The 20,055-nt window shown below is 59.5% G+C and carries 19 protein-coding genes; 10 read left to right on the top strand and 9 right to left on the bottom strand.

The genetic code is table 11. The features are described from left to right. The first annotated feature begins 2 nt into the window (after positions 1–2). Both hypF and AC22LX_RS10190 read left to right on the top strand, forming a co-directional pair. On the top strand, positions 3–2,231 hold the full coding sequence (gene hypF, locus AC22LX_RS10195) for a carbamoyltransferase HypF (protein WP_487333970.1): 2,229 nt from the start codon (positions 3–5) through the stop codon (positions 2,229–2,231). A gap of 1 nt (position 2,232) precedes the next feature. Continuing rightward, positions 2,233–3,246 carry a HoxN/HupN/NixA family nickel/cobalt transporter gene (locus AC22LX_RS10190; RefSeq protein ID WP_316423542.1) on the top strand — a complete coding sequence of 338 codons (1,014 nt, stop codon included), beginning with the start codon at positions 2,233–2,235 and terminating at the stop codon, positions 3,244–3,246. A gap of 545 nt (positions 3,247–3,791) precedes the next feature. Here the strand turns inward: AC22LX_RS10190 and norW are convergent. Together norW and norV are read right to left on the bottom strand one after the other, a co-directional pair. Next, the gene (gene norW, locus AC22LX_RS10185) at positions 3,792–4,925 is read right to left on the bottom strand and encodes an NADH:flavorubredoxin reductase NorW (protein WP_045395398.1); all 1,134 of its coding nucleotides are present in this window, start codon (positions 4,923–4,925) and stop codon (positions 3,792–3,794) included. Then, a complete protein-coding gene (gene norV / locus AC22LX_RS10180; RefSeq protein ID WP_045395400.1) occupies positions 4,922–6,370 on the bottom strand; it encodes an anaerobic nitric oxide reductase flavorubredoxin in 1,449 nt (482 codons plus the stop codon). Before norV ends, norW begins: the two co-directional genes overlap by 4 nt. A 187-nt stretch (positions 6,371–6,557) precedes the next feature. On the opposite strand from norV, the gene norR reads away from it, so the two are divergent. Then, positions 6,558–8,108, top strand: coding sequence for a nitric oxide reductase transcriptional regulator NorR (gene norR / locus AC22LX_RS10175; protein WP_045395403.1), 1,551 nt, complete (start codon positions 6,558–6,560; stop codon positions 8,106–8,108). On the opposite strand, the gene gutQ is transcribed toward norR, so the two are convergent. From gutQ to srlA, 7 genes are all read right to left on the bottom strand, one after another. Continuing rightward, positions 8,071–9,036, bottom strand: a complete 966-nt coding sequence (gutQ, locus tag AC22LX_RS10170; protein ID WP_045395404.1) for an arabinose-5-phosphate isomerase GutQ — start codon at positions 9,034–9,036, stop codon at positions 8,071–8,073. The genes norR and gutQ overlap by 38 nt on opposite strands. Further along, positions 9,029–9,802, bottom strand: a complete 774-nt coding sequence (gene srlR / locus AC22LX_RS10165) for a glucitol operon DNA-binding transcriptional repressor SrlR (protein ID WP_020078110.1) — start codon at positions 9,800–9,802, stop codon at positions 9,029–9,031. Before srlR ends, gutQ begins: the two co-directional genes overlap by 8 nt. Before the next feature lie 67 nt (positions 9,803–9,869). Next, positions 9,870–10,229, bottom strand: coding sequence for a transcriptional regulator GutM (gutM, locus tag AC22LX_RS10160; protein WP_045395406.1), 360 nt, complete (start codon positions 10,227–10,229; stop codon positions 9,870–9,872). Between the two features lie 618 nt (positions 10,230–10,847). After that, positions 10,848–11,627 (bottom strand): sorbitol-6-phosphate dehydrogenase, encoded by a 780-nt coding sequence (gene srlD, locus AC22LX_RS10155; protein ID WP_487333969.1) that lies wholly within the window; start codon positions 11,625–11,627, stop codon positions 10,848–10,850. Between the two features lie 12 nt (positions 11,628–11,639). Continuing rightward, on the bottom strand, positions 11,640–12,002 hold the full coding sequence (gene srlB / locus AC22LX_RS10150) for a PTS glucitol/sorbitol transporter subunit IIA (RefSeq protein WP_045395408.1): 363 nt from the start codon (positions 12,000–12,002) through the stop codon (positions 11,640–11,642). 13 nt (positions 12,003–12,015) lie between these two features. Beyond that, complete coding sequence (gene srlE, locus AC22LX_RS10145) at positions 12,016–12,987, bottom strand: PTS glucitol/sorbitol transporter subunit IIB (protein WP_045395410.1); 972 nt, start codon at positions 12,985–12,987, stop codon at positions 12,016–12,018. Continuing rightward, positions 12,984–13,547 carry a PTS glucitol/sorbitol transporter subunit IIC gene (srlA, locus tag AC22LX_RS10140; protein WP_015370048.1) on the bottom strand — a complete coding sequence of 188 codons (564 nt, stop codon included), beginning with the start codon at positions 13,545–13,547 and terminating at the stop codon, positions 12,984–12,986. Before srlA ends, srlE begins: the two co-directional genes overlap by 4 nt. Positions 13,548–13,823: 276 nt before the next feature. Between srlA and mltB the strand changes: the two genes are divergently transcribed. The 7 genes from mltB to recX all read left to right on the top strand — a co-directional run bounded on the left by mltB (position 13,824) and on the right by recX (position 20,052). After that, positions 13,824–14,903 carry a lytic murein transglycosylase B gene (mltB, locus tag AC22LX_RS10135; RefSeq protein ID WP_045395411.1) on the top strand — a complete coding sequence of 360 codons (1,080 nt, stop codon included), beginning with the start codon at positions 13,824–13,826 and terminating at the stop codon, positions 14,901–14,903. A gap of 337 nt (positions 14,904–15,240) precedes the next feature. Further along, a complete protein-coding gene (locus AC22LX_RS10130) occupies positions 15,241–15,951 on the top strand; it encodes a metal ABC transporter ATP-binding protein (protein WP_162184079.1) in 711 nt (236 codons plus the stop codon). Beyond that, complete coding sequence (locus AC22LX_RS10125) at positions 15,948–16,811, top strand: metal ABC transporter permease (RefSeq protein ID WP_045395415.1); 864 nt, start codon at positions 15,948–15,950, stop codon at positions 16,809–16,811. Before AC22LX_RS10130 ends, AC22LX_RS10125 begins: the two co-directional genes overlap by 4 nt. A gap of 7 nt (positions 16,812–16,818) precedes the next feature. Continuing rightward, positions 16,819–17,697 (top strand): metal ABC transporter substrate-binding protein, encoded by an 879-nt coding sequence (locus AC22LX_RS10120; RefSeq protein ID WP_049060481.1) that lies wholly within the window; start codon positions 16,819–16,821, stop codon positions 17,695–17,697. A gap of 138 nt (positions 17,698–17,835) precedes the next feature. Further along, entirely contained in the window at positions 17,836–18,333 is a 498-nt protein-coding gene (gene pncC, locus AC22LX_RS10115; protein ID WP_020078118.1) for a nicotinamide-nucleotide amidase, read from the top strand. Positions 18,334–18,422: 89 nt separating this feature from the next. Further along, on the top strand, positions 18,423–19,481 hold the full coding sequence (recA, locus tag AC22LX_RS10110; protein WP_015370055.1) for a recombinase RecA: 1,059 nt from the start codon (positions 18,423–18,425) through the stop codon (positions 19,479–19,481). A gap of 70 nt (positions 19,482–19,551) precedes the next feature. Beyond that, positions 19,552–20,052 carry a recombination regulator RecX gene (gene recX, locus AC22LX_RS10105; protein ID WP_015370056.1) on the top strand — a complete coding sequence of 167 codons (501 nt, stop codon included), beginning with the start codon at positions 19,552–19,554 and terminating at the stop codon, positions 20,050–20,052. The last annotated feature ends 3 nt before the right edge of the window (positions 20,053–20,055 follow it).

The raw sequence follows: 20,055 nt of genomic DNA, 5'->3' as shown, positions 1-20,055 counted from the left end.
GTATGAACGGGGTGCAAATCCGCATTCGCGGTAAAGTGCAGGGGGTGGGTTTCCGCCCCTTCGTCTGGCAACTGGCGCGACAAATGGCGCGCGGCGGCGATGTCTGTAACGACGGCGACGGCGTGCTGGTCAGGCTGATCGGCGACGACGGTGGTTTTACCGCCGCGTTGGCCCGTCACTGTCCGCCGCTGGCGCGTATTGACAGCACCGACTGCACCCCGTTTCACTGGCATAAGCTTCCTCAGGATTTCACCATACGCCACAGCGGCGGCGGCAGTATGCGCACGCAGATTGTTCCCGATGCCGCAACCTGCCCGGCGTGCCTGGCGGAGATGAACGATCCGCAAGAACGCCGTTACCGTTACCCCTTTATCAACTGTACCCATTGCGGGCCGCGCTTCACCATTATTCGCGCCATGCCATACGATCGCCCCTTTACCGCGATGGCGCCGTTCCCGCTGTGTCCGCGCTGCGCTGCCGAGTATCGGGAGCCTGCCGATCGCCGTTTTCACGCCCAGCCGGTGGCCTGTGCCGATTGCGGCCCGCAGCTGGAGTGGCGGGCGGGAACGCTAACGCTAGCCGCTGAAGCGGCGCTGCAGGCGGCCATCGCGCGGCTGGCGGCGGGCGGTATTGTGGCGATAAAAGGGATTGGCGGTTTTCATCTGGCCTGCGATGCCGGCAATAGCGTGGCGGTGGCAGCGCTGCGCGCGCGAAAACGGCGCCCGGCAAAACCGCTGGCGGTAATGCTGCCGACGGCAGCGGAGTTACCCGCGGCGGCGGCGGCGCTGCTGCGCTCGCCCGCCGCGCCGATTGTATTGCTGGCTAAAGCGCAGGTTCCCGGCCTGTGTGACGAGATTGCGCCAGGGCTTGCGGAAGTCGGGGTGATGCTGCCGTCTAATCCGCTGCAGCATTTACTTCTGCAGGCGCTGGCGCGCCCGATAGTGATGACCTCCGGTAACCTCAGCGGCCGCCCTCCGGCGTTGAGTAATCAAGAAGCGCTCATCGACTTAGCCGATATAGCCGACGGTTTTCTGCTACATAATCGCGATATCGTGCAGCGTATGGACGATTCGCTGGTGCGCTCAAGCGGTGAGATGCTGCGCCGCGCCCGTGGCTACGTGCCGGATGCGCTGCCGCTGCCGCCGGGCCTGGATAATATTCCGCCGCTGTTGGCGCTGGGGGCGGATATGAAAAATACCTTCTGCCTGGCGCGCGGCGGCGAAGCGGTGCTGAGCCAGCATTTTGGCGATCTCGGCGAGGAGGGCGTCGAGCAACAGTGGCGCAGTGCGCTGCGGTTAATGCAGAGCATTTATGCGTTTGCGCCGCAGCGGGTGGCGGTTGACGCCCATCCCGGCTATCGCTCGACGCAGTGGGCGGCGTCAATGTCGTTACCGGTCGAGCCGGTACTGCATCACCATGCCCACGCGGCGGCTTGCCTGGCGGAACACCGCTGGCCGCTCGACGGCGGCGATGCGATCGCTCTGACCCTTGATGGCATCGGGATGGGGGAAAACGGTGCGCTGTGGGGCGGCGAATGCCTGCGGGTGAACTACCGCGAATGCGAACATCTTGGCGGCCTCCCGGCCGTTGCGCTGCCGGGCGGTGATCTGGCGGCACGCCAGCCGTGGCGAAATTTGTTGGCCCAGTGCCTGGCATTTATTCCCGACTGGCAGTCATACCCGCCAACCGCCGCGCTGGGGCAGCGAAACTGGCCGCTGTTGGCGCAGGCCATCGAACGCGGCATTAATTCGCCGCGCGCCTCTTCCTGCGGACGGCTGTTTGATGCCGTTGCCTGCGCGCTGGATTGCGCGCCGGAGAGCCTGAGCTACGAAGGCGAGGCGGCCTGTCGGCTGGAGGCGCTGGCCGCCAGCTGTCCGGGCGTCAGCCATCCGGTCAGGCTGCCCTGGCGCGGCGGCGAGCTGGACTTATCCACCTTCTGGCGACAGTGGTTGCGCTGGCAGGCGACGCCCGCGCAGAAAGCCTGGGCCTTTCATGATGCGCTGGCCTGGGGGCTGGCGGCGATGGCGCGTGACTGCGCCGCTTCCCGCGGGATCGCGACAATCGTTTGTAGCGGCGGCGTACTGCATAATCAGCTGCTCGCCGCCCGCCTCAGCGATTACCTTTCTGATTTTACTTTGCTTTTGCCGCAGCAGCTTCCCGCTGGCGATGGCGCGATCGCCTACGGTCAGGCGGTGGTGGCCGCCGCCCGCTGGCAGTCTCAAAGGATTTAAGATGATAACGATGATTTTACGCCAACAGCCGCGTGCGGCGGCGCTGGTTCTGGGACTTATCGCCGCGAACGCCCTGGCCTGGCTATGGGCGTTTCAGGCGTTTGGCGATAGCGGGGCATTGATGGCCGCCAGTCTGCTGGCCTGGGGTTACGGTCTGCGCCATGCGGTCGACGCCGACCATATTGCGGCGATTGATAGCGTCACCCGCAAGATGATGCAGCAGGGGCGGCGGCCGTTTGGCGTCGGGGCGTGGTTTTCGCTAGGGCATTCGTCGATCGTAGTGCTGGCGTCGGCGGCGATTGCCGCGACGGCCACCGCCTTCAGCCAGCAGATGAGCTGGCTACACGATACCGGCAGCGTGATTGGCACCGCGGTATCGGCGCTGTTCCTGCTGGCGATGGCGCTGGTCAATCTGGTGATTTTGCGCAGCGTGTGGCGCAGCTTCCAGGCGTGGAAGCGCGGTGAAAAGGTCAGCGATGAGATAGTTAGCGGCGGCGGCATGATGAGCTGGTTGTTTGGCAAAACCTTCCGGCTGATAAGCCGCAGCTGGCAGATGTATCTGGTGGGCTTTTTGTTTGGTCTCGGCTTTGATACCGCCACCGAAATCGGCGTGCTGGGTATTTCCGCCGCCGGCGCGTCGAGCGGCATTTCGATTTGGTCGATAATGGTCTTCCCGGCGCTGTTCGCCAGCGGTATGGCGCTGGTGGATACGCTTGATAATGTGCTGATGGTCGGCGCCTACGGCTGGGCGTTCAGTAAGCCGCAGCGCAAGCTCTATTATAATATGACCATCACCGGTACCTCGGTGGTGGTGGCGCTGTTTATCGGCGGCCTGGAGGCGCTGGGGCTGTTAATGGATAAGTTCGCCCTAAGCGGCGGGGTGTGGCGCTGGATAGGGGCGTTAAACGATAACCTCGGCGATGCCGGGTTTGTGGTGGTGGGGCTGTTCGTCGTTTGTTGGGCGCTGTCGGTGCTAAATTATCGCTGGCGCGGCTACGATAATCTGGCGCGCTAGCCGGGATATTTTCCCGGCTTGCGCTGCGCTTAGCCGGGCTACCAGGACAATACTGTAGCCCGGCTAAGGCGTTTACGCCGCGAGCCGGGAAAACCATCACCTCACCAGAACTGTAGATACTGTTATCGGTTTGCAACTTTTTCGCTTTAGAAAAACGTTTATCGCGTGTCGTTTCAGAGGATATTGCGCTCCCGGTTAATTTTTCTGCAATATGTTTTCCGTGGCGCAGGGAGCGCACAGGGGGCGGCCAGTCGCCGCCGCCCCCTGTACCCCCGGGCTCTGGCCGCCAAAATCGCCACTTCGTGGTGCCTTCGACTTATCCCGGCAGGCTTCGGGTCGGGCCGAGGCAGCCTCCGTGCAAAACACGGCCCTCAGCCCGCATCCATGCGGGCTGCCCCGGCCTTCCGGGAACGTCTCAGCGATTTTGAGGCCGCCAACACCGGCAGTTGCAGCCAGCATGGGGAATAAATTAAAGGCAGGCTGCACGGACCGTAGGCCGGGTAAGCGTAGCGCCACCCGGCAAAACAGGGGCGCCTGGACGGTAATCACCTCACCAGTTGCTTGAGCAGCGCAAAGGCTTCCTTCATTTTATCTTCGCTCACCACAAAGGCCCGCAGCTGGTTTTCGGCATCCAGACCTTTCGCCACCAGCCCCTCTTTGGCGGCCACGATATTCCACGTCAGATCGTCGCGGCGGGTGTCGCCGGCCAGATGCAGCGGCAGATCCGGCGTTTTCACTTTCACCAGCATTGGCGGCAAGGTGAGCTCGCCCGCTTGCGCCAGCAAATTTTTACTCAGGCACATGGCGCTGAGTAAAATCGGCTGCAGGAACGGCAGTACCGTACCGTTGATTTCCGCACAGTCGCCGAGCGCATAGATCGCCGGATCGCTGGTTTGCAGTTGGCTATTGACTACCACGCCGCGGTTAATCTGCAATCCGGCATGGCGCGCCAGCGACGTTTCCGGGCGTAGGCCGGCGGCGGCCACCACCGCATCGACGGTTATCGCGCGCTGGCGGTCGAGGCTGACGCGAATGCCGTCGGCGGTTTGCTCCAGCCCCTCAAGCTGCGTTTTGAGCATCAGATGTACGCCCATCTCGGTAAGCCGATGCTGCAGGCGGCTGCTGGCCTCCGGCGGCATCAGCGCCGCCAGCACGCTGGCTGAGTTATCGACTACCGTTACCGCTTTACCGGCGCGGCAGAAATCCATCGCCAGTTCGCAGCCAATCAGGCCGCCGCCGACGATCAGCACCCGTTTGGCATCGCGGAGCTGGCTCTGCGCCGCGCCATATTCGCGCTGGCTGTTCAGCGTCAGCATCAGCTCGCGCCCCGGCACCGGCGGGATAAACGGCGTCGCGCCGGTGGCCAGCACCAGTTTGTCGTAGCGCCACTGGTTATCCTGGCTCTTCACTAACCGGTTTTCGGCGTCGATATCGCTTACCCAGGTATGGGGAAACAAACGCAGATTGTACTGCTCGGCGAACTCACCTGCGCTTTGCAGGGTCAGATCGTCGGCCTTCTGCCCGCGGCTGATGACATGGCTGAGATCCGGTTTGTTGTACTCATCCATGCTATCGGCGGCGATTAACGTCAGCGGAATTTGCGTATCCTGCTTACGAATATTTTTCACCAGCTGGCGGGCCGCGAAGCCCGAGCCGATGATGACGATGCCATCACTCATTTTGCCTCCATCGCCAGTACGTCAAAGACATCTTTGCCAAGAGAACACTCAGGGCAGAGGAAATTGTCCGGCACTTCACTCCACGGCGTACCCGGCTGTACATCCTGGTTAGGTTCGCCTTTCGCCGGGTCATAGACCCACTGGCACACGCTGCACTGCATCATGGGACCGAGATCGGCGGCCGCGGCGGCGGCACAGGCGCAGTCCCGTTGTTCCGGCGTTGTCGCTGCTTCAGCAACCGGCAGCGGCGAGAGGGCCCACTGGCGGGCGATGTCGCGACCGTGTTGGCGGCACAGTTCTAGCGCGTCAATATCCGGGCGCCATTTGGCTTTCAGGCTCAGCGACATCTCAAAACCGGCATCCTGCAGGCGGGTGGACAGGCGGTCTACCGCGCCGCCGCTCCAGCCGTGCGAGCCAAAGGCGCTGGCGCGTTTATTGCGAAAACGCAGCCCGGTCATCTCTTCCACCAGCCCGGCGATTTTCGGCATCATCACGTTGTTCATGGTGGAGGTGCCCACCAGTACGCCTTTCGAGCGGAAAACGTTGGTCAGAATGTCGTTTTTGTCGCTGCGGGCGACGTTAAAGATTTTCACCGCCACCCGTGGATCAACCTCGGTGATCCCCTGAGCGATGGCGTCCGCCATCATACGAGTGTTATTGGACATGGTGTCGTAGAAGAGGGTGATGCGATCTTCCTGATAATCCGCTGCCCACTCGAGGTATTTCTCGACGATTTGCGTCGGGTTATCGCGCCAGACCACGCCATGGGAGGTGGCAATCATATCCACCGGCAGGTTGAAACCGAGGATTTCGGTAATTTTCGGCGTCACCAGGCGGCTGAACGGCGTCAGGATGTTGGCGTAGTAGCGCTGGCACTGTTCGTACAGTTCAATCTGGTCCACTTCATCGTTGAACAGGTGTTCGTCGCAGTAGTGCTGGCCGAAGGCGTCGTTGCTGAACAGCACCGCGTCGCCGGTCAGGTAGGTCATCATGCTGTCAGGCCAGTGCAGCATCGGCGTTTCCACGAAGATCAGCTGTTTACCATTACCGATATCGAGAGTATCGCCGGTTTTCACCACGTGGAAGTTCCACTCTGGATGATGATGGTGGCCGTTGATCGAGTCGATGGCGTTGGCGGTGCAGTAAATCGGCGTATCCGGGATCTGCATCATCAGTTCGGTCAGCGCGCCGGCATGGTCCTCTTCGGCATGGTTAATGACGATGTAGTCGAGGTCAGCCAGATCGATTTCGCTGCGCAGGTTCTGTACGAACTCGCGGCTGAATTTATGATCGACGGTATCGATCAGCACGTTTTTCTCTTCACGGATGAGATAGCTGTTATAGCTGCTGCCGCGCAGCGTTTTATATTCGGTACCGTGGAAATCACGCACTTCCCAATCGCGTTGGCCAACCCAAAGAATGTTATTTTTAACCGCAATAGACATAGCAACCTCAATCAATACAGTGTGTTTAAACTCAGTTGATTGGCTTATATCAAGTTGCGTGCCAACTTTTTAATTCATTGATAATTAGCTATTTTTAATTTTTGCTGATTTTGGTTGCTGTCAAAATGACTATTGTTAAAATAGTCGATATGACAATGTGTATTGTCAAAATGACAATGGAGCGGCAATGAGTTTTTCCGTCGACGCGCTGGCGAGAATCGCCATTGATTTACAAAGCGATATCGGTCACAGCGACCGTTTTTCGCGCCTGATTACTACCCTGCGGCAGATTCTCGGCTGCGATGCCTCGGCGCTGCTGCGCTATGAGGCGCATCAGTTTGTGCCGCTGGCGATCGATGGCCTGGCGCAGGATGTGCTCGGTCGGCGCTTTGCCCTGGAAGGGCACCCGCGGCTTGAGGCGATTGCGCGTGCCGGGGATGTGGTGCGCTTCCCGGCGGATAGCGACTTGCCCGACCCCTACGACGGGCTGATCCCCGGCCATGAGAGCCTGAAGGTTCACGCCTGCGTTGGCCTGCCGCTGTTTGCCGGGCAGACGCTGATTGGCGCGCTGACCCTGGACGGGATGGATGCCGACCGTTTCGATAGCTTCAGCGATGAAGAGCTGCGGCTGATTGCCGCGCTGGTGGCTGGCGCCTTGAATAACGCGCTGCTCATCGCCCGCCTTGAGGCGCAAAACGTGTTGCCGGCGCAGCCGGTGAATTACGCGCAGCCTGAGCGTCAGGAGATTATCGGCCTGTCGGCCCCTATGTTGCAGCTGAAAAAAGAGATCGATATCGTCGCCGCCTCGGATTTAAACGTGCTGATTAGCGGCGAAACCGGCACCGGTAAAGAGCTGGTGGCGAAGGCGGTGCATCAGGGGTCGCCGCGAGCCGCTAACCCGCTGGTCTATCTCAACTGCGCGGCGCTGCCGGAAAGCGTGGCGGAGAGCGAGCTGTTCGGTCATGTGAAAGGGGCGTTTACCGGGGCTATCAGCAACCGCAGCGGTAAATTTGAGATGGCTGATAACGGCACCCTGTTCCTTGACGAAATCGGCGAACTGTCGCTGGCGCTGCAGGCGAAACTGCTGCGCGTGCTGCAGTATGGCGATATTCAGCGCGTCGGCGATGACCGCAGCCTGCGGGTCGATGTGCGGGTGCTGGCGGCGACTAACCGCGATCTGCGCCAGGAGGTGGTGGAAGGGCGCTTTCGCGCCGATCTGTACCATCGGCTGAGCGTCTTCCCGCTATCGGTTCCGGCGCTACGCGAGCGAGAAAACGATGTGGTGCTGCTGGCGGGCTATTTCTGTGAGCAGTGTCGCCTGCGGATGGGGCTGGCGCGGGTCATTTTGGCTGAGGCGGCGCGAAACAGGCTGCAGCAGTGGTCCTGGCCGGGCAACGTGCGCGAACTGGAGCATGCTATTCACCGGGCGGTGGTGCTGGCGCGGGCCACCCAGGCCGGCGATGAAGTGGTGCTGGAGCCGCAGCATTTCCAGTTTGCGGTGGCGGCGCCGATGTTGCCGACTGAGACGGCGGCAGCGGCGCCCGCGACGGGAAACGTCAATCTGCGCGAGGCGACCGAAGCTTTTCAGCGAGAAGCGATTAGCCGCGCGCTGGAGGCGAACCAGCGCAACTGGGCGGCGACCGCCCGTGCGCTGGAACTGGACGTCGCCAACCTGCATCGGCTGGCGAAACGTCTGGGGCTTAAAGGATCCCTGCCTGGTAAAAGTTCTGCAGGTTGATGGCGCCGACCAGTTGGCCGTTTTCATCCACTACCGGCGCGGCGCTGATTTTGTGTTTCATCAACCGCTCTTTGGCTTCCACCGCGCGGCTTTCCGCCTGCAGCGTCACGCCGTTGCGGGTCATCGCCTGAGTGACGCTATCGTTGAGCGTACCGCCAGCAACCAGCCAGCGGCGCAGGTCGCCGTCGGTGAACACGCCCTGCACGCGGTTGGCTTCATCGCAGACCGCCACCAGGCCAAGTCCGGTTCGGCTTAGTTCAAGCATGGCGTCCATGACGTTAGCCTCGGTATTGACCCGCGGCACTTCTTCGTCGCGGCGCATCAGGTGATGCACTTTGTTCAGCAGACGCGCGCCGAGGGCGCCCGCCGGGTGGGAACGTGCGAAATCTTCTTCATTGAAACCGCGCGCCTGCATCACCGCCATCGCCAGCGCGTCGCCCAGCATCAGCGTGTTGACGGTGCTGGAGGTCGGGGCCAGATGCATCGGACAGGCTTCACGCTCCACGGCGATATCCAGCACCGCTTTCGCCGCCAGCGCCAGCGGCGAGGTGGATTTGCCGGTCATCGCCAGCAGCGGAATGGATTTCTCTTCCAGCCGCGGCACGATGAGATCCAGCTCTTTCGCGCTACCGGAGTAGGAGATAAACAGCATCACGTCGCGGCTATCGAGCATGCCGAGATCGCCGTGCAGGGCTTCCGCCGGATGGACGAAAAACGCCGGGGTGCCGGTGCTGGCGAAGGTTGCCGCCAGCTTTTTACCGATGTGGCCGGATTTACCGATACCGGAGACAATCAGTTTGCCCTCGCAGTGGATGATGGTTTCCGCCGCGCGGATGAAGTCGTCGCCCAGGCGCTCCGGCAGGCGGCTCGCCTCCTGTAGTTCAAGCATCAGGGTCTGGCGTCCGGCCTCTAACAAAAAGTTACTCATGATGTTCTCCAGTAATAATGACTTCAATACCTTTTGCTTCCAGCGCCCGCTGGAATTCAGGGTCAATATCGGCATCGGTAATCAATTTATCCACGCGCTCAAGGCCGCAGACAATATTGGGACTTTTACGGCCAAACTTTGATGAGTCGGCCATCAGGATCACTTCGCGGGCGGCGTTACACATCGCCTTACTTACGGTATAGACCTCGTTAAAGGTGGTGACGCCCGCCACCAGATCAATACCATCGGTGCCCATAAACAGCTTGTCGAAGCTGAATTGTTCGAAGGCATTTTCCGCCAGTTGGCCGTGAAAGGAGGCCGATTTTTTACGGAAGGTGCCGCCCGGCATCAGGATAGTCTGCTCGTTATCGAGCTCGGAAAGTGCGTTGACGATATGCAGGCTGTTGGTCATCACCGTAATGTTATTGAAGCGGCTCAGCAACGGCACCATCTGCAGCACGGTGCTGCCGGCGTCGAGGATAATTGAATCGCCATCGTGGATGTATCGCACGGCGGCCTCGGCAATCTGCGCTTTTTTATGAGTGTTGATCAGCGTCTTGTGGTCGATAGGCGGGTCGGCCTCGTCTTTATTTAACACTACGCCGCCGTAGGTACGGATGACGGTCCCGGCATTCTCCAGAATCACCAGATCCTTGCGGATAGTGGTGCCGGTGGTGTCGAAGTGTTGCGCCAGCTCTTCGACCGAGCATTTGCCCTGCGATTGCAGGTGCTCGAGAATGGCTGCCTGGCGCTGACGTGGTTTCATAGGCGTTGTATCCTGCGTTTAAGTTTCGAAGTGATAATTTCGCAAGATATTAACTTTCACAACGAAATTATGCATGTTTCGGATTAAGCGCTAATGATAGTGCATTCTGACAGAGCGGATCATTGGGAAAGATCACATCAGGCTGCAATTCCTCGAGATGTTTACCGGTAAGCGTGGGAATTTTTTGCGGGCTGGCGAAGACGGTTAGGCCCTTCATCAACAGCGTATCGCAAATACGATCGTTTTCATCGACGGCGATAGCGACAATCGCGCGCGGTTTAAAGCGCCCGGAGGAACGGCCAACGCCAACGCGGCCCTGCTGGCAAAGGCTATCAAAGGCGCGATTGAAGCGGCGGATCTGCCAGCCGCCGAAAGCCAGTTGGCAAAGCCAGGCAATAGCGGCGACGGTAATGAGTGCGGTAACCATAATGTCTCCTGAAGGTGTGATGCCGGGTACAACCCGGGTACCGTTTTTTGTCGGGTGGCGGCTAACGCCTTACCCGACCTACGCCGGCATATGGTCTGTAGGCCCGCGCAAGCGTAGCTCCGCTGGGCAATAACCGCGGGTAAAGAGCTACTTTCGCGCCGGATGGCGGCTGCGCCTTATCCGGCCTACGGTCCGTGCCATTGTGAGCTTAAGAGCTCTATCTTGTAACCATGGCTACTGAAACTGCGGTGTTGGTGGCCTCAAAATCGCTGAGACGTTCCCGGAAGGCCGGGGCAGCCCGCATGGATGCGGGCTGAGGGCCGTGATTTGCAAGGACGCTGCCTCGGCCCGACCCGAAGCCTGCAGGGATACGTCGAAGGCACCACGAAGTGGCGATTTTGGTGGCCAGAGCCCGGGAGTACAGAGGGCGGCGGCGACTGGCCGCCCTCTGTGCGCTCCCTGCGCCATGAGAGCCATAACGCAGAAGAAATATCGGGAGCGCAATCTGCTCTGAAATAATAAAAAACAACTGTTTTTCCCCAACCAAAACCGTTGCAAACCGATAACAGTATCTATGGTTTTTTTGCCCGGATAAGCGCAGCGCCATCCGGGAACCTTTTAAAACATCACCTGGCCGCCGGTGACGTTAATCGACTGCCCGGTGCAGTACGACGCCTGCGGGCTGGCGTAAAACATCAATACGTTCAGCACATCCTGGTAATCGCAGCCGCGTTTCAACGGCACCTTATCGATGTAGTACTGCTCGACTTCGCTCTCATCAATGCCGAGCTTGGTGGCGTACTGCGGCAGCAGCGACTGGAACATCGGTGATTTCAACAGATTGCCGAGCATCAGCGAATGCACGGTAATACCGTATTCCGCCAGATCCAGCGCCAGCGACTGGGTCAGCCCGACGCCGCCGAACTTCGCCGCGCTATAGCCTGAGTTATGCTTACTGCCGACTTTGCCGGATTTCGAGTTAATCTGAATGATGCGACCTTTAATGCCATCGCGGATCATCAGCCGTGAGAACTCGCGGGCGCAGAGGAAATAGCCCACCAGGTTGACCTGCAGCGAGCGGTCAAAATCGCCCAGCGCGAAGTCGCTAATAAACGCGGCCTTAGCGATACCGGCACTGTAGACCAGGAGATCGACGCGCGTGAAAATCTCATCTACGCCGTGGGCCAGCGCCGTGACGCTGGCTTCGTTGGTGGCGTCGGCGCCGAAGCCGTATGCCGTACCTTCGCCATATTCAGCGTTGATCTCCTGGGCGACGCGGCTGGCTTTTTCACTTTGAATATCAACCACCGCCACGCGGTAGCCCTCGGCGGCCAGACCGCGGCACAGAAACTCTCCTAAGGTTTGTCCGCCACCAATGACAACAGCAACCTGATTCATCTTTCTCTCCTTCTAAGCAACAAATTTCAGTACGCAACCGGTCGCGATGGCGTCCGGCACCGGGCCCGCGACGTGAACGGTTCCGGGAAACTCCGCCTGACGATGGCCGTCGAAGCGCAGGGTGATGTGGCCCAGCTCGCGCAGGTTTTGCTCGGCGACCTCGCCGACGGCGGTCACCGGGTAACGCCGATCACCGAGTTGCAGTTCCGCGCCCGGGCGCAGCTCGCCGCACAGCTCGCCGTGGTTGTGAATAAAGCAGTACTCTTCGATATCCGCCGGGGCGCCTTCGCGGAAGGTAATGAGCATCTGTTCTTCCAGCGCCGTCGCCGCGCTGGCGCCGATACGGGTAATGGTGGTGTGGTAAATGACGGTCATCTTCAGGAACCTCTTACTGGTAAATAAATCCGGAAACGAACCACGCGATCAGCACGGTTGGCGCGCCGGTGAGGAAGCGGCTGACCAGAACTGACGGCACGCCGACGCGCACGGTATCCTGACGGGCTTCGGCCAGCGACAGACCTACCGGGATAAAATCGCAGGCGGCCTGGGCATTAATGGCAAACAGCGCGGGCAGGGCGAGATGCGGTGGAATGTTGCCCAGACCGATCTGGACGCCGATCAGCACACCGATCACCTGGGCTATCACCGCGCCGGGGCCGAGAAACGGCGATAACAGTGGGAAGGAGCAGATCAGTGCCAGCGTCACCAGCCCCAGCGGATGACTGGCGAGCGGCGCCAGGCCGTGGGCAATCCAGTCGCCGATACCGGAGGCCATGATGATGCCGATCAGCGCCGAGACGAAGGCCATAAACGGCAGAATGGTTTTCAGCACCGTATCAATGGTGTCGCGCCCGGCCTGGAACAGTACCGCGACCACCGAACCCATCCCTATTCCGACCTTAGCCAGCAGGCCGTCGCTCTGTTCGGTAATCTTCTTGCTGGCATCGTAATCGCGGCCCGCGGCGGGGAGTGGTTGCGCTGCCGTCTCGCCGCTATCTTCCAGCAGTTTGATGTTCTCTTCTTTTACTCCGGAGACGTAAATATCTTCGACGATGTACTGCGCCAGCGGCCCGGATTTACCGGTGGCGTGGATGTTGATGGTCGGAATACGGCGCTTCGGGTAGAGGCCGCATCGCAGGGTGCCGCCGCAGTCAATAATGGCGATGCCGATTTCGCTTTCCGCCGGTTCACCCTCTTTAAATCCATCAACCGCCTGCCAGCCGGTCAGGCAGGCGAGCGTATCGACGATCGCCGGGCGGGTGCCTGCGGTGATATAGACAATCTTTTTGCCCTCAACGACGTCGAGCTCAAGCGGGCCGCCCCAACCGCCGGTCCCTTTTTCAATACGAATACGGGTCATGATGTCGCTCCTGACAGACGCACTTTCTGGTCAAGTTGAATCGCCATTTTTCTCTCGAAAATAGAGGTGGTCAGGTCGGTGACCCAGCCGCGGAAGAAGTTGGTTACCAGGCCAACCAGCAGGTAGCTCACCGCCAGCGGGCCAAGCGGCAGGCCTAGCGTGGTGAGGCCGTTGGCGATGCCGAGATAAACAAACAGCTCGCCGGGGTTGATGTGCGGAAACAGCCCGTTCATCGAATGACAGCTATAGGAGGCCGCCGCGTAGTAGCTCGGTTTGTATTTCTCCGGCATAAAGCGGCCAAGGCTTAAGGTCATGGGATTGCAGAAGACAAAGGTGCCGATGCAGGGCAGCAGCAGGTAACGGGTAAGCGGGTTGCCGGCGCAGCGCTGCGCCAGCTTTTCGATCCGCTGCTGGCCGATAAAGTTGATCAGCGCGTTCATGATCACCAGCAGGCTTATCAGCAGCGGCAGGATCCCGGTCACCATACCGGTAAACACCTCGCCGCCTTTCTGAAACAGGCCGATGAACCACTCAGCGCCGTGGGTAACGATTTCAATCATTGTTCTCTCCTTCAGCGTGTTATTTTTCTTGCTAACTGGAGGCTGATTTTAATCACTTTGAAAGGTTTAAAAGTGTTAAATTGATCGCAAAATGAAAGACAAATATTTTATTTTGAAAGTTTGTGCGCGATGAGTGAAAAAATTAACGTGCGGATCGAATGCGGAGAACGTGCAAAAAAAGAACTATTTTGTCTGCAAATGTATTGCCGCTTCCTTGTTGGCGGGCGCATGCTTTACCATAATTACCCTTTGCCGATTTTGTTAAATGGAATTCCCATGTTGAAGCGTCGCTATCTGGCTTTACTCCCTTTATGTGCACTTCTCGCTGCCTGCAGCAGCAAACCTAAGACCCCCGCGGAAGCGGAGATGGCGAGCGGAACCGGCGGCTTTTTGCTGGAACCGCAGCATAACGTGATGCAGATGGGCGGCGATTTCGCCAATAACCCAGCGGCGGCGCAGTTCATCGATAAGATGGTGGCGAAGCACGGCTTCGATAGACAGCAGCTCCAGGAGATCCTGTCGCAGGCCAAGCGCCTGGACTACGTGTTGCGACTGATGGATCGCCAGGCGCCAAGCGGGCTGCCGCCGACCGGGCCAAACGGCGCCTGGTTACGCTATAAGAAACAGTTTATTACGCCGGATAACGTGCAGAACGGCGTGGTGTTCTGGAACCAGTATCAGGACGCGCTGAACCGCGCGTATCAGGTCTACGGCGTACCGCCGGAAATCATCGTCGGCATTATCGGCGTGGAAACCCGCTGGGGCCGGGTGATGGGCAAAACGCGCATCCTCGATGCGCTGGCGACGCTGTCGTTCAACTATCCGCGCCGCGCGGAATACTTCTCCTCTGAGCTGGAAACCTTCCTGCTGATGGCGCGCAGCGAAAGCGATGACCCGCTGGATCTGAAAGGCTCCTTTGCCGGCGCGATGGGCTACGGCCAGTTTATGCCGTCGTCCTATAAGCAATACGCGGTGGACTTCAACGGCGATGGACATATCAACCTGTGGGATCCGGTTGATGCCATCGGCAGCGTGGCGAACTACTTTAAACAGCACGGCTGGGTGAGCGGCGATACCGTTGCGGTGCAGGCGCTGGGCCAGGCGCCGGGTCTGGATAACGGCTTTAAAACCAAATACAGCATTTCACAGCTGTCTGCGGCGGGGTTAACCCCAACGCAGCCGCTGGGCAACCATCAGCAGGCCAGCCTGCTGCGGCTGGATATCGGCACCGGGTACCAGTACTGGTATGGTCTGCCGAACTTCTACACTATCACCCGTTATAACCACAGCACCCACTACGCGATGGCTGTCTGGCAGCTGGGGCTGGCGGTTTCGCAGGCCCGCGGCGGGTATTGATCCTTTCATCCAGCCGATATATTTCGAGTTCCCCGGATGGCGGCGCGTAGCGCCTTATCCGGGCTACGGTCTGGTATCCGTTTGGTAGCCCCGGTAAGCGCAGCGCGACCGGGGACATCTTCCCCGTGACGCCGCGCTTATCCTCCGTTTTTTCCCGTCTGCATGCCTTTTGTTGACCTTTGTTACATTTCCTCTCGCTGACGCAGATTTACATTCTTTTCTGAATCTCATATTGTTATGTTATAACATTTTAATGAGGCAGGAATATGTTCACATCGGTTTTTATGGCATCCGGCGCGGTGCGCGTGGCAATTGCCTGCGGACTGCTGGCGGCGCTATGGCTGGCCACATGGTGGGCGGTGGCGCTGCCATGATTGAGCTGGATCATCTGGTTGCCGGGTATGAGGGCATGGCAATCACTCCGGCGATGAGCGGCGTGATTGCGGCCGGAAGCCTGACGGCGATAGTCGGCCTTAATGGCTGCGGTAAATCGACGCTGCTGAAAACGCTGGCTGGATTTATTCCGCCGGTTAGCGGCCGGCTGAACTGGTGCAAAGGGCGGCCCGTGGTCGGCTGGCTTGCGCAGCGCCATGCCCTGGAATCACAGTTTCCGCTGCTGGTTCGCGATGTCGTCAGCCAGGGGGCCTGGCCGCGGGTCTCGCTGCTGCGCGGTCTGGGCGGCGGCGAGCGTCGGCGCATCGCGGCGGCGCTGGAGCGGGTTGGGCTCAGCGCGATGGCCAATACGCCGATTGAAGAACTCTCGGGCGGCCAGTTCCAGCGCATGCTCTTTGCCAGGGTGATGGTGCAACAGGCGCCGCTGGTGATGTTGGACGAGCCGTTTACCGGCATCGATGAGGCCACCAGCCGCGAGCTGATGGCGCTTATCGTCGATATGCATCGCCAGGGGCAAACGATTCTGGCGGTGCTGCACGACAACCAGTGCGTGGCCGATTTCTTCCCAGAGACGCTGCTACTTGAACCCCAGCACGCGCGCTGGGGCGAGACGTCAAGCGTGCTTCCCGCCTTCAACACCGCGAGGCAGGCATGATCTGGCATACCTTTTTTCAACCTTTTATTGAATTTGGCTTTATGCGCCGGGCGCTCGTGGTGTGCTTCGCGCTGTCGCTGAGCACCACCATGCTGGGCGTGCTATTGCTGCTGCGGCGGATGAGCCTGATGGGCGATGCGCTGTCGCACGCCATTCTGCCGGGGGTGGCGGCGGGTTATCTCCTTAACGGTATGTCGCTGCTGGCGATGAGCGTCGGCGGATTTATCGCCGGGATCGCGGTGGCGCTGGTGGCAGGCTGGGTCAGCCGGCGAACGCCGCTCAAAGAGGACGCCAGTTTTGCCGGGTTTTACCTCGGCTCGCTGGCCCTTGGCGTCACGCTGGTCTCGCTGCGCGGCTCCAGCGTCGATCTGCTGCATCTGCTGTTTGGTTCGATTCTGGCGGTGGATAGCGACGCGGCGTTCTTTGTCACCGGCGTGGCGAGCCTGACGCTGCTGTGCATTGCGCTGTTTTATCGCGGGCTGGTCAGCGAGGCGTTCGATAGCGCCTGGCTACAGGTCAACGCGCGGCGGCTACCGGCGCTGCTGCACGGCCTGTTTCTTGCGCTCTTGGTACTGAACCTGGTGGCGGGGTTTCAGGTGCTCGGCACGCTAATGGCGGTAGGGCTGATGATGTTGCCCGCGGTAGCGGCGCGCTGCTGGGCGCGGACGCTGCCGGGCATTTTGTTGCTGGCGGCGGCGATCGGCGCGTGTTGCGCCTGGATGGGATTGAGCCTTTCGTGGGCAGTGAATTTACCCGCCGGGCCCGCCATCGTGCTGACCGCCAGCGTACTGTTTTTTATTTCAGTGTTTTTTGGCACGCGCAGCCGGCTGGTCGTTGGCTGGCGCAAATTAATGGGGTAAGGAAATGATGAAACGAAGTGCAGTGGTGATGGTGTTAGCCGTGGGGCTGATGGCGCAGGGGGCGATGGCAAAAACGCTGAACGTGGTAAGCAGCTTTTCGGTGCTGGGCGATATGGCGCAGCAGATAGGCGGCGAGCATGTTCATGTCGATACGCTGGTAGGGCCGGATGGCGATCCGCACACCTTTGAACCCTCACCGAAGGATAGCGCGCTGCTCAGCAAAGCCGACGTGGTGGTGGTCAACGGGCTTGGTCTGGAAGGGTGGCTGGATCGGCTGGTGAAAGCATCCGGTTTTAAGGGCGAATTAGTGGTGGCGTCAAAAGGGGTTAAGACGCATACCCTCGATGAAGACGGGAAAACGGTGACCGATCCCCACGCCTGGAATAGCGCCGCCAATGGCGCGCTGTACGCGCAGAATATCCTTGATGGCCTGGTGAAAGCCGACCCGCAGGATAAAGCGGCGCTCCAGAGCAGCGGTAAGCGTTATATCGAGCAGCTGACGGCAATTGACGGCTGGGCGAAGGCGCAGTTTAGCGCCATCCCGCAGGCGAAGCGTAAAGTGCTGACCAGCCATGACGCTTTCGGCTATTTTGGCCGCGCTTACCACGTGACGTTCCTCGCGCCGCAGGGGCTCTCATCCGAGAGCGAAGCCAGCGCGGCGCAGGTGGCGGCGTTGATTAAGCAAATCAAAGCCGATGGCGTGCATACCTGGTTTATGGAAAACCAGCTGGACCCGCGTCTGGTGCAGCAAATCGCTGGCGCGACGGGGGCGCAACCGGGCGGCGAACTCTATCCTGAAGCGCTGTCTAAGCCGGGGGGCGTGGCCGATAGCTACGTTAAAATGCTGCGCCATAACGTCGAACTCATCGCCAACAGTATGAAGTAACAGGTTGTCTGGTCGTCCCGGTTGCAGCGGGACGGCCCATTTTTGGATCCCCCCTCGTAAAATCACCACCTCGTCCCCATATCTCTGCCGAAAGTGCTATCTTTGATGGCCTCTTTATCTGGCTTAAGCGGGGCAAAAATGACCGATTCAGAATTAATGCAGCTAAGCGAACAGGTTGGGCTGGCGCTGAAAGCGCAGGGCGCGACGGTGACCACCGCGGAGTCCTGCACCGGCGGCTGGATAGCCAAAGCGCTGACCGATATTGCTGGTAGCTCAGCGTGGTTTGAGCGCGGTTTCGTAACCTATAGCAACGAAGCCAAATCGCAGATGATTGGCGTGAGTGAAGTGACGTTACTGGATAACGGCGCGGTGAGCGAACCGGTGGTTGTCGAGATGGCGATTGGCGCGCTACGCGCGGCTCGCGCCACCTATGCGGTCTCGGTCAGCGGTATCGCCGGCCCGGACGGCGGCAGCGCGGAGAAGCCCGTCGGCACCGTGTGGTTCGGCGTCGCCTGTGCGAACGGGCAGGGCGTGACCCGCCGCGAATGCTTTGCCGGAGACCGCGAAGCGGTGCGTCGTCAGGCGACGGCCTATGCGTTAAATCTGCTCTGGCAACAATTTCTACAAAACACTTGATACTGTATGACCATACAGTATAATTGCTTCAACTGAACAAATATTAACGGCGAAGCGAACGCGCTTCACCTCGCATGACAGGAGTAACAATGGCGATCGACGAAAACAAACAGAAAGCGTTGGCGGCAGCACTGGGCCAGATCGAAAAGCAATTCGGTAAAGGCTCCATCATGCGCCTGGGTGAAGACCGTTCCATGGACGTGGAAACCATCTCCACCGGTTCGCTTTCTCTGGATATCGCGCTCGGCGCAGGCGGTCTGCCAATGGGCCGTATCGTTGAGATTTACGGGCCGGAATCATCGGGTAAAACTACCCTGACGCTGCAGGTTATCGCCGCAGCGCAGCGTGAAGGCAAAACCTGTGCGTTCATCGATGCCGAACACGCGCTGGATCCGGTATATGCCCGCAAGCTGGGCGTTGATATCGACAACCTGCTGTGCTCCCAGCCGGATACCGGCGAGCAGGCTCTGGAAATCTGTGACGCGCTGGCGCGTTCCGGCGCGGTAGACGTTATCGTCGTCGACTCCGTGGCGGCGCTGACGCCGAAGGCGGAAATCGAAGGCGAAATCGGCGACTCTCACATGGGCCTCGCGGCGCGTATGATGAGCCAGGCGATGCGTAAACTGGCTGGTAACCTGAAGCAGTCCAACACGCTGCTGATCTTCATCAACCAGATCCGTATGAAAATCGGCGTGATGTTCGGTAACCCGGAAACCACCACCGGCGGTAACGCGCTGAAGTTCTATGCCTCCGTGCGTCTGGACATTCGCCGCATCGGCGCGGTGAAAGAGGGCGACAACGTCGTCGGCAGCGAAACCCGCGTGAAAGTGGTGAAAAACAAAATCGCCGCGCCGTTCAAACAGGCTGAATTCCAGATCCTCTACGGTGAAGGTATCAACTTCTTCGGCGAGCTGGTTGACCTCGGCGTGAAAGAGAAGCTGATTGAAAAAGCGGGCGCCTGGTATAGCTACAACGGCGACAAAATCGGCCAGGGTAAAGCGAACGCTATCTCCTGGCTGAAAGATAACCCGGCGGCGGCGAAAGAAATTGAGAAGAAAGTTCGCGAACTGCTGCTCAACAACCAGGATTCCACGCCGGACTTCGCGGTTGACGGCAACGACGCAGAAGAAACCGAACAAGATTTCTGATATCGTCTAAAAGAGTGACAAAGGGCTGCTGATGCGGCCCTTTTGCTTTTCTAAGATTATCGAGGTGCCTGTGACTGAGACTTCACCACGCCGCTCCGGCTACGCGCGTCTGTTGGATCGCGCAATTCGTATTCTGGCGATGCGCGATCATAGCGAACAGGAACTGCGGCGTAAGCTGGCGGCGCCGGTAATGAGTAAAAACGGCCCTGAAAAGCTGGACATCACGCCGGAAGAGCTCGAGCAGGTGGTCGGCTGGTGCCTGGAAAACCGCTATCTTGATGACCAACGTTTTGTACGCCAGTTTATCGCCAGCCGGAGCCGCAAGGGCTACGGCCCGGCGCGTATCCGCCAGGAGTTGAATCAAAAGGGCATTGGCCGCAGCGACATCGAAAGCGCGATGCGCGAGTGTGAAATCGACTGGGCGGCGCTGGCCAAAGAGCAGGCGCAGCGTAAATACGGCGAACCGTTACCTTCCGCCTTTACTGAAAAAGTTAAAATCCAGCGCTTTTTGCTCTACCGCGGCTATCTGATGGAAGATATCCAGGAAATCTGGCGAAATTTTGCAGATTGACCC

The organism is Klebsiella sp. PK01, from assembly GCF_057624675.1.
The sequence above is the reverse complement of the archived record's forward strand: the minus strand, read 5'-3'. Positions and strand labels throughout refer to the sequence as shown.

Coding starts and splice junctions, on each gene's coding strand:
- hypF (WP_487333970.1), top strand. CDS start 3: ATGAACGGGGTGCAAATCCGCATTCGCGGTAAAGTGCAGGGGGTGGGT.
- AC22LX_RS10190 (WP_316423542.1), top strand. CDS start 2,233: ATGATAACGATGATTTTACGCCAACAGCCGCGTGCGGCGGCGCTGGTT.
- norW (WP_045395398.1), bottom strand. CDS start 4,925: ATGAGTGATGGCATCGTCATCATCGGCTCGGGCTTCGCGGCCCGCCAG.
- norV (WP_045395400.1), bottom strand. CDS start 6,370: ATGTCTATTGCGGTTAAAAATAACATTCTTTGGGTTGGCCAACGCGAT.
- norR (WP_045395403.1), top strand. CDS start 6,558: ATGAGTTTTTCCGTCGACGCGCTGGCGAGAATCGCCATTGATTTACAA.
- gutQ (WP_045395404.1), bottom strand. CDS start 9,036: ATGAGTAACTTTTTGTTAGAGGCCGGACGCCAGACCCTGATGCTTGAA.
- srlR (WP_020078110.1), bottom strand. CDS start 9,802: ATGAAACCACGTCAGCGCCAGGCAGCCATTCTCGAGCACCTGCAATCG.
- gutM (WP_045395406.1), bottom strand. CDS start 10,229: ATGGTTACCGCACTCATTACCGTCGCCGCTATTGCCTGGCTTTGCCAA.
- srlD (WP_487333969.1), bottom strand. CDS start 11,627: ATGAATCAGGTTGCTGTTGTCATTGGTGGCGGACAAACCTTAGGAGAG.
- srlB (WP_045395408.1), bottom strand. CDS start 12,002: ATGACCGTCATTTACCACACCACCATTACCCGTATCGGCGCCAGCGCG.
- srlE (WP_045395410.1), bottom strand. CDS start 12,987: ATGACCCGTATTCGTATTGAAAAAGGGACCGGCGGTTGGGGCGGCCCG.
- srlA (WP_015370048.1), bottom strand. CDS start 13,547: ATGATTGAAATCGTTACCCACGGCGCTGAGTGGTTCATCGGCCTGTTT.
- mltB (WP_045395411.1), top strand. CDS start 13,824: ATGTTGAAGCGTCGCTATCTGGCTTTACTCCCTTTATGTGCACTTCTC.
- AC22LX_RS10130 (WP_162184079.1), top strand. CDS start 15,241: ATGGCTGGCCACATGGTGGGCGGTGGCGCTGCCATGATTGAGCTGGAT.
- AC22LX_RS10125 (WP_045395415.1), top strand. CDS start 15,948: ATGATCTGGCATACCTTTTTTCAACCTTTTATTGAATTTGGCTTTATG.
- AC22LX_RS10120 (WP_049060481.1), top strand. CDS start 16,819: ATGAAACGAAGTGCAGTGGTGATGGTGTTAGCCGTGGGGCTGATGGCG.
- pncC (WP_020078118.1), top strand. CDS start 17,836: ATGACCGATTCAGAATTAATGCAGCTAAGCGAACAGGTTGGGCTGGCG.
- recA (WP_015370055.1), top strand. CDS start 18,423: ATGGCGATCGACGAAAACAAACAGAAAGCGTTGGCGGCAGCACTGGGC.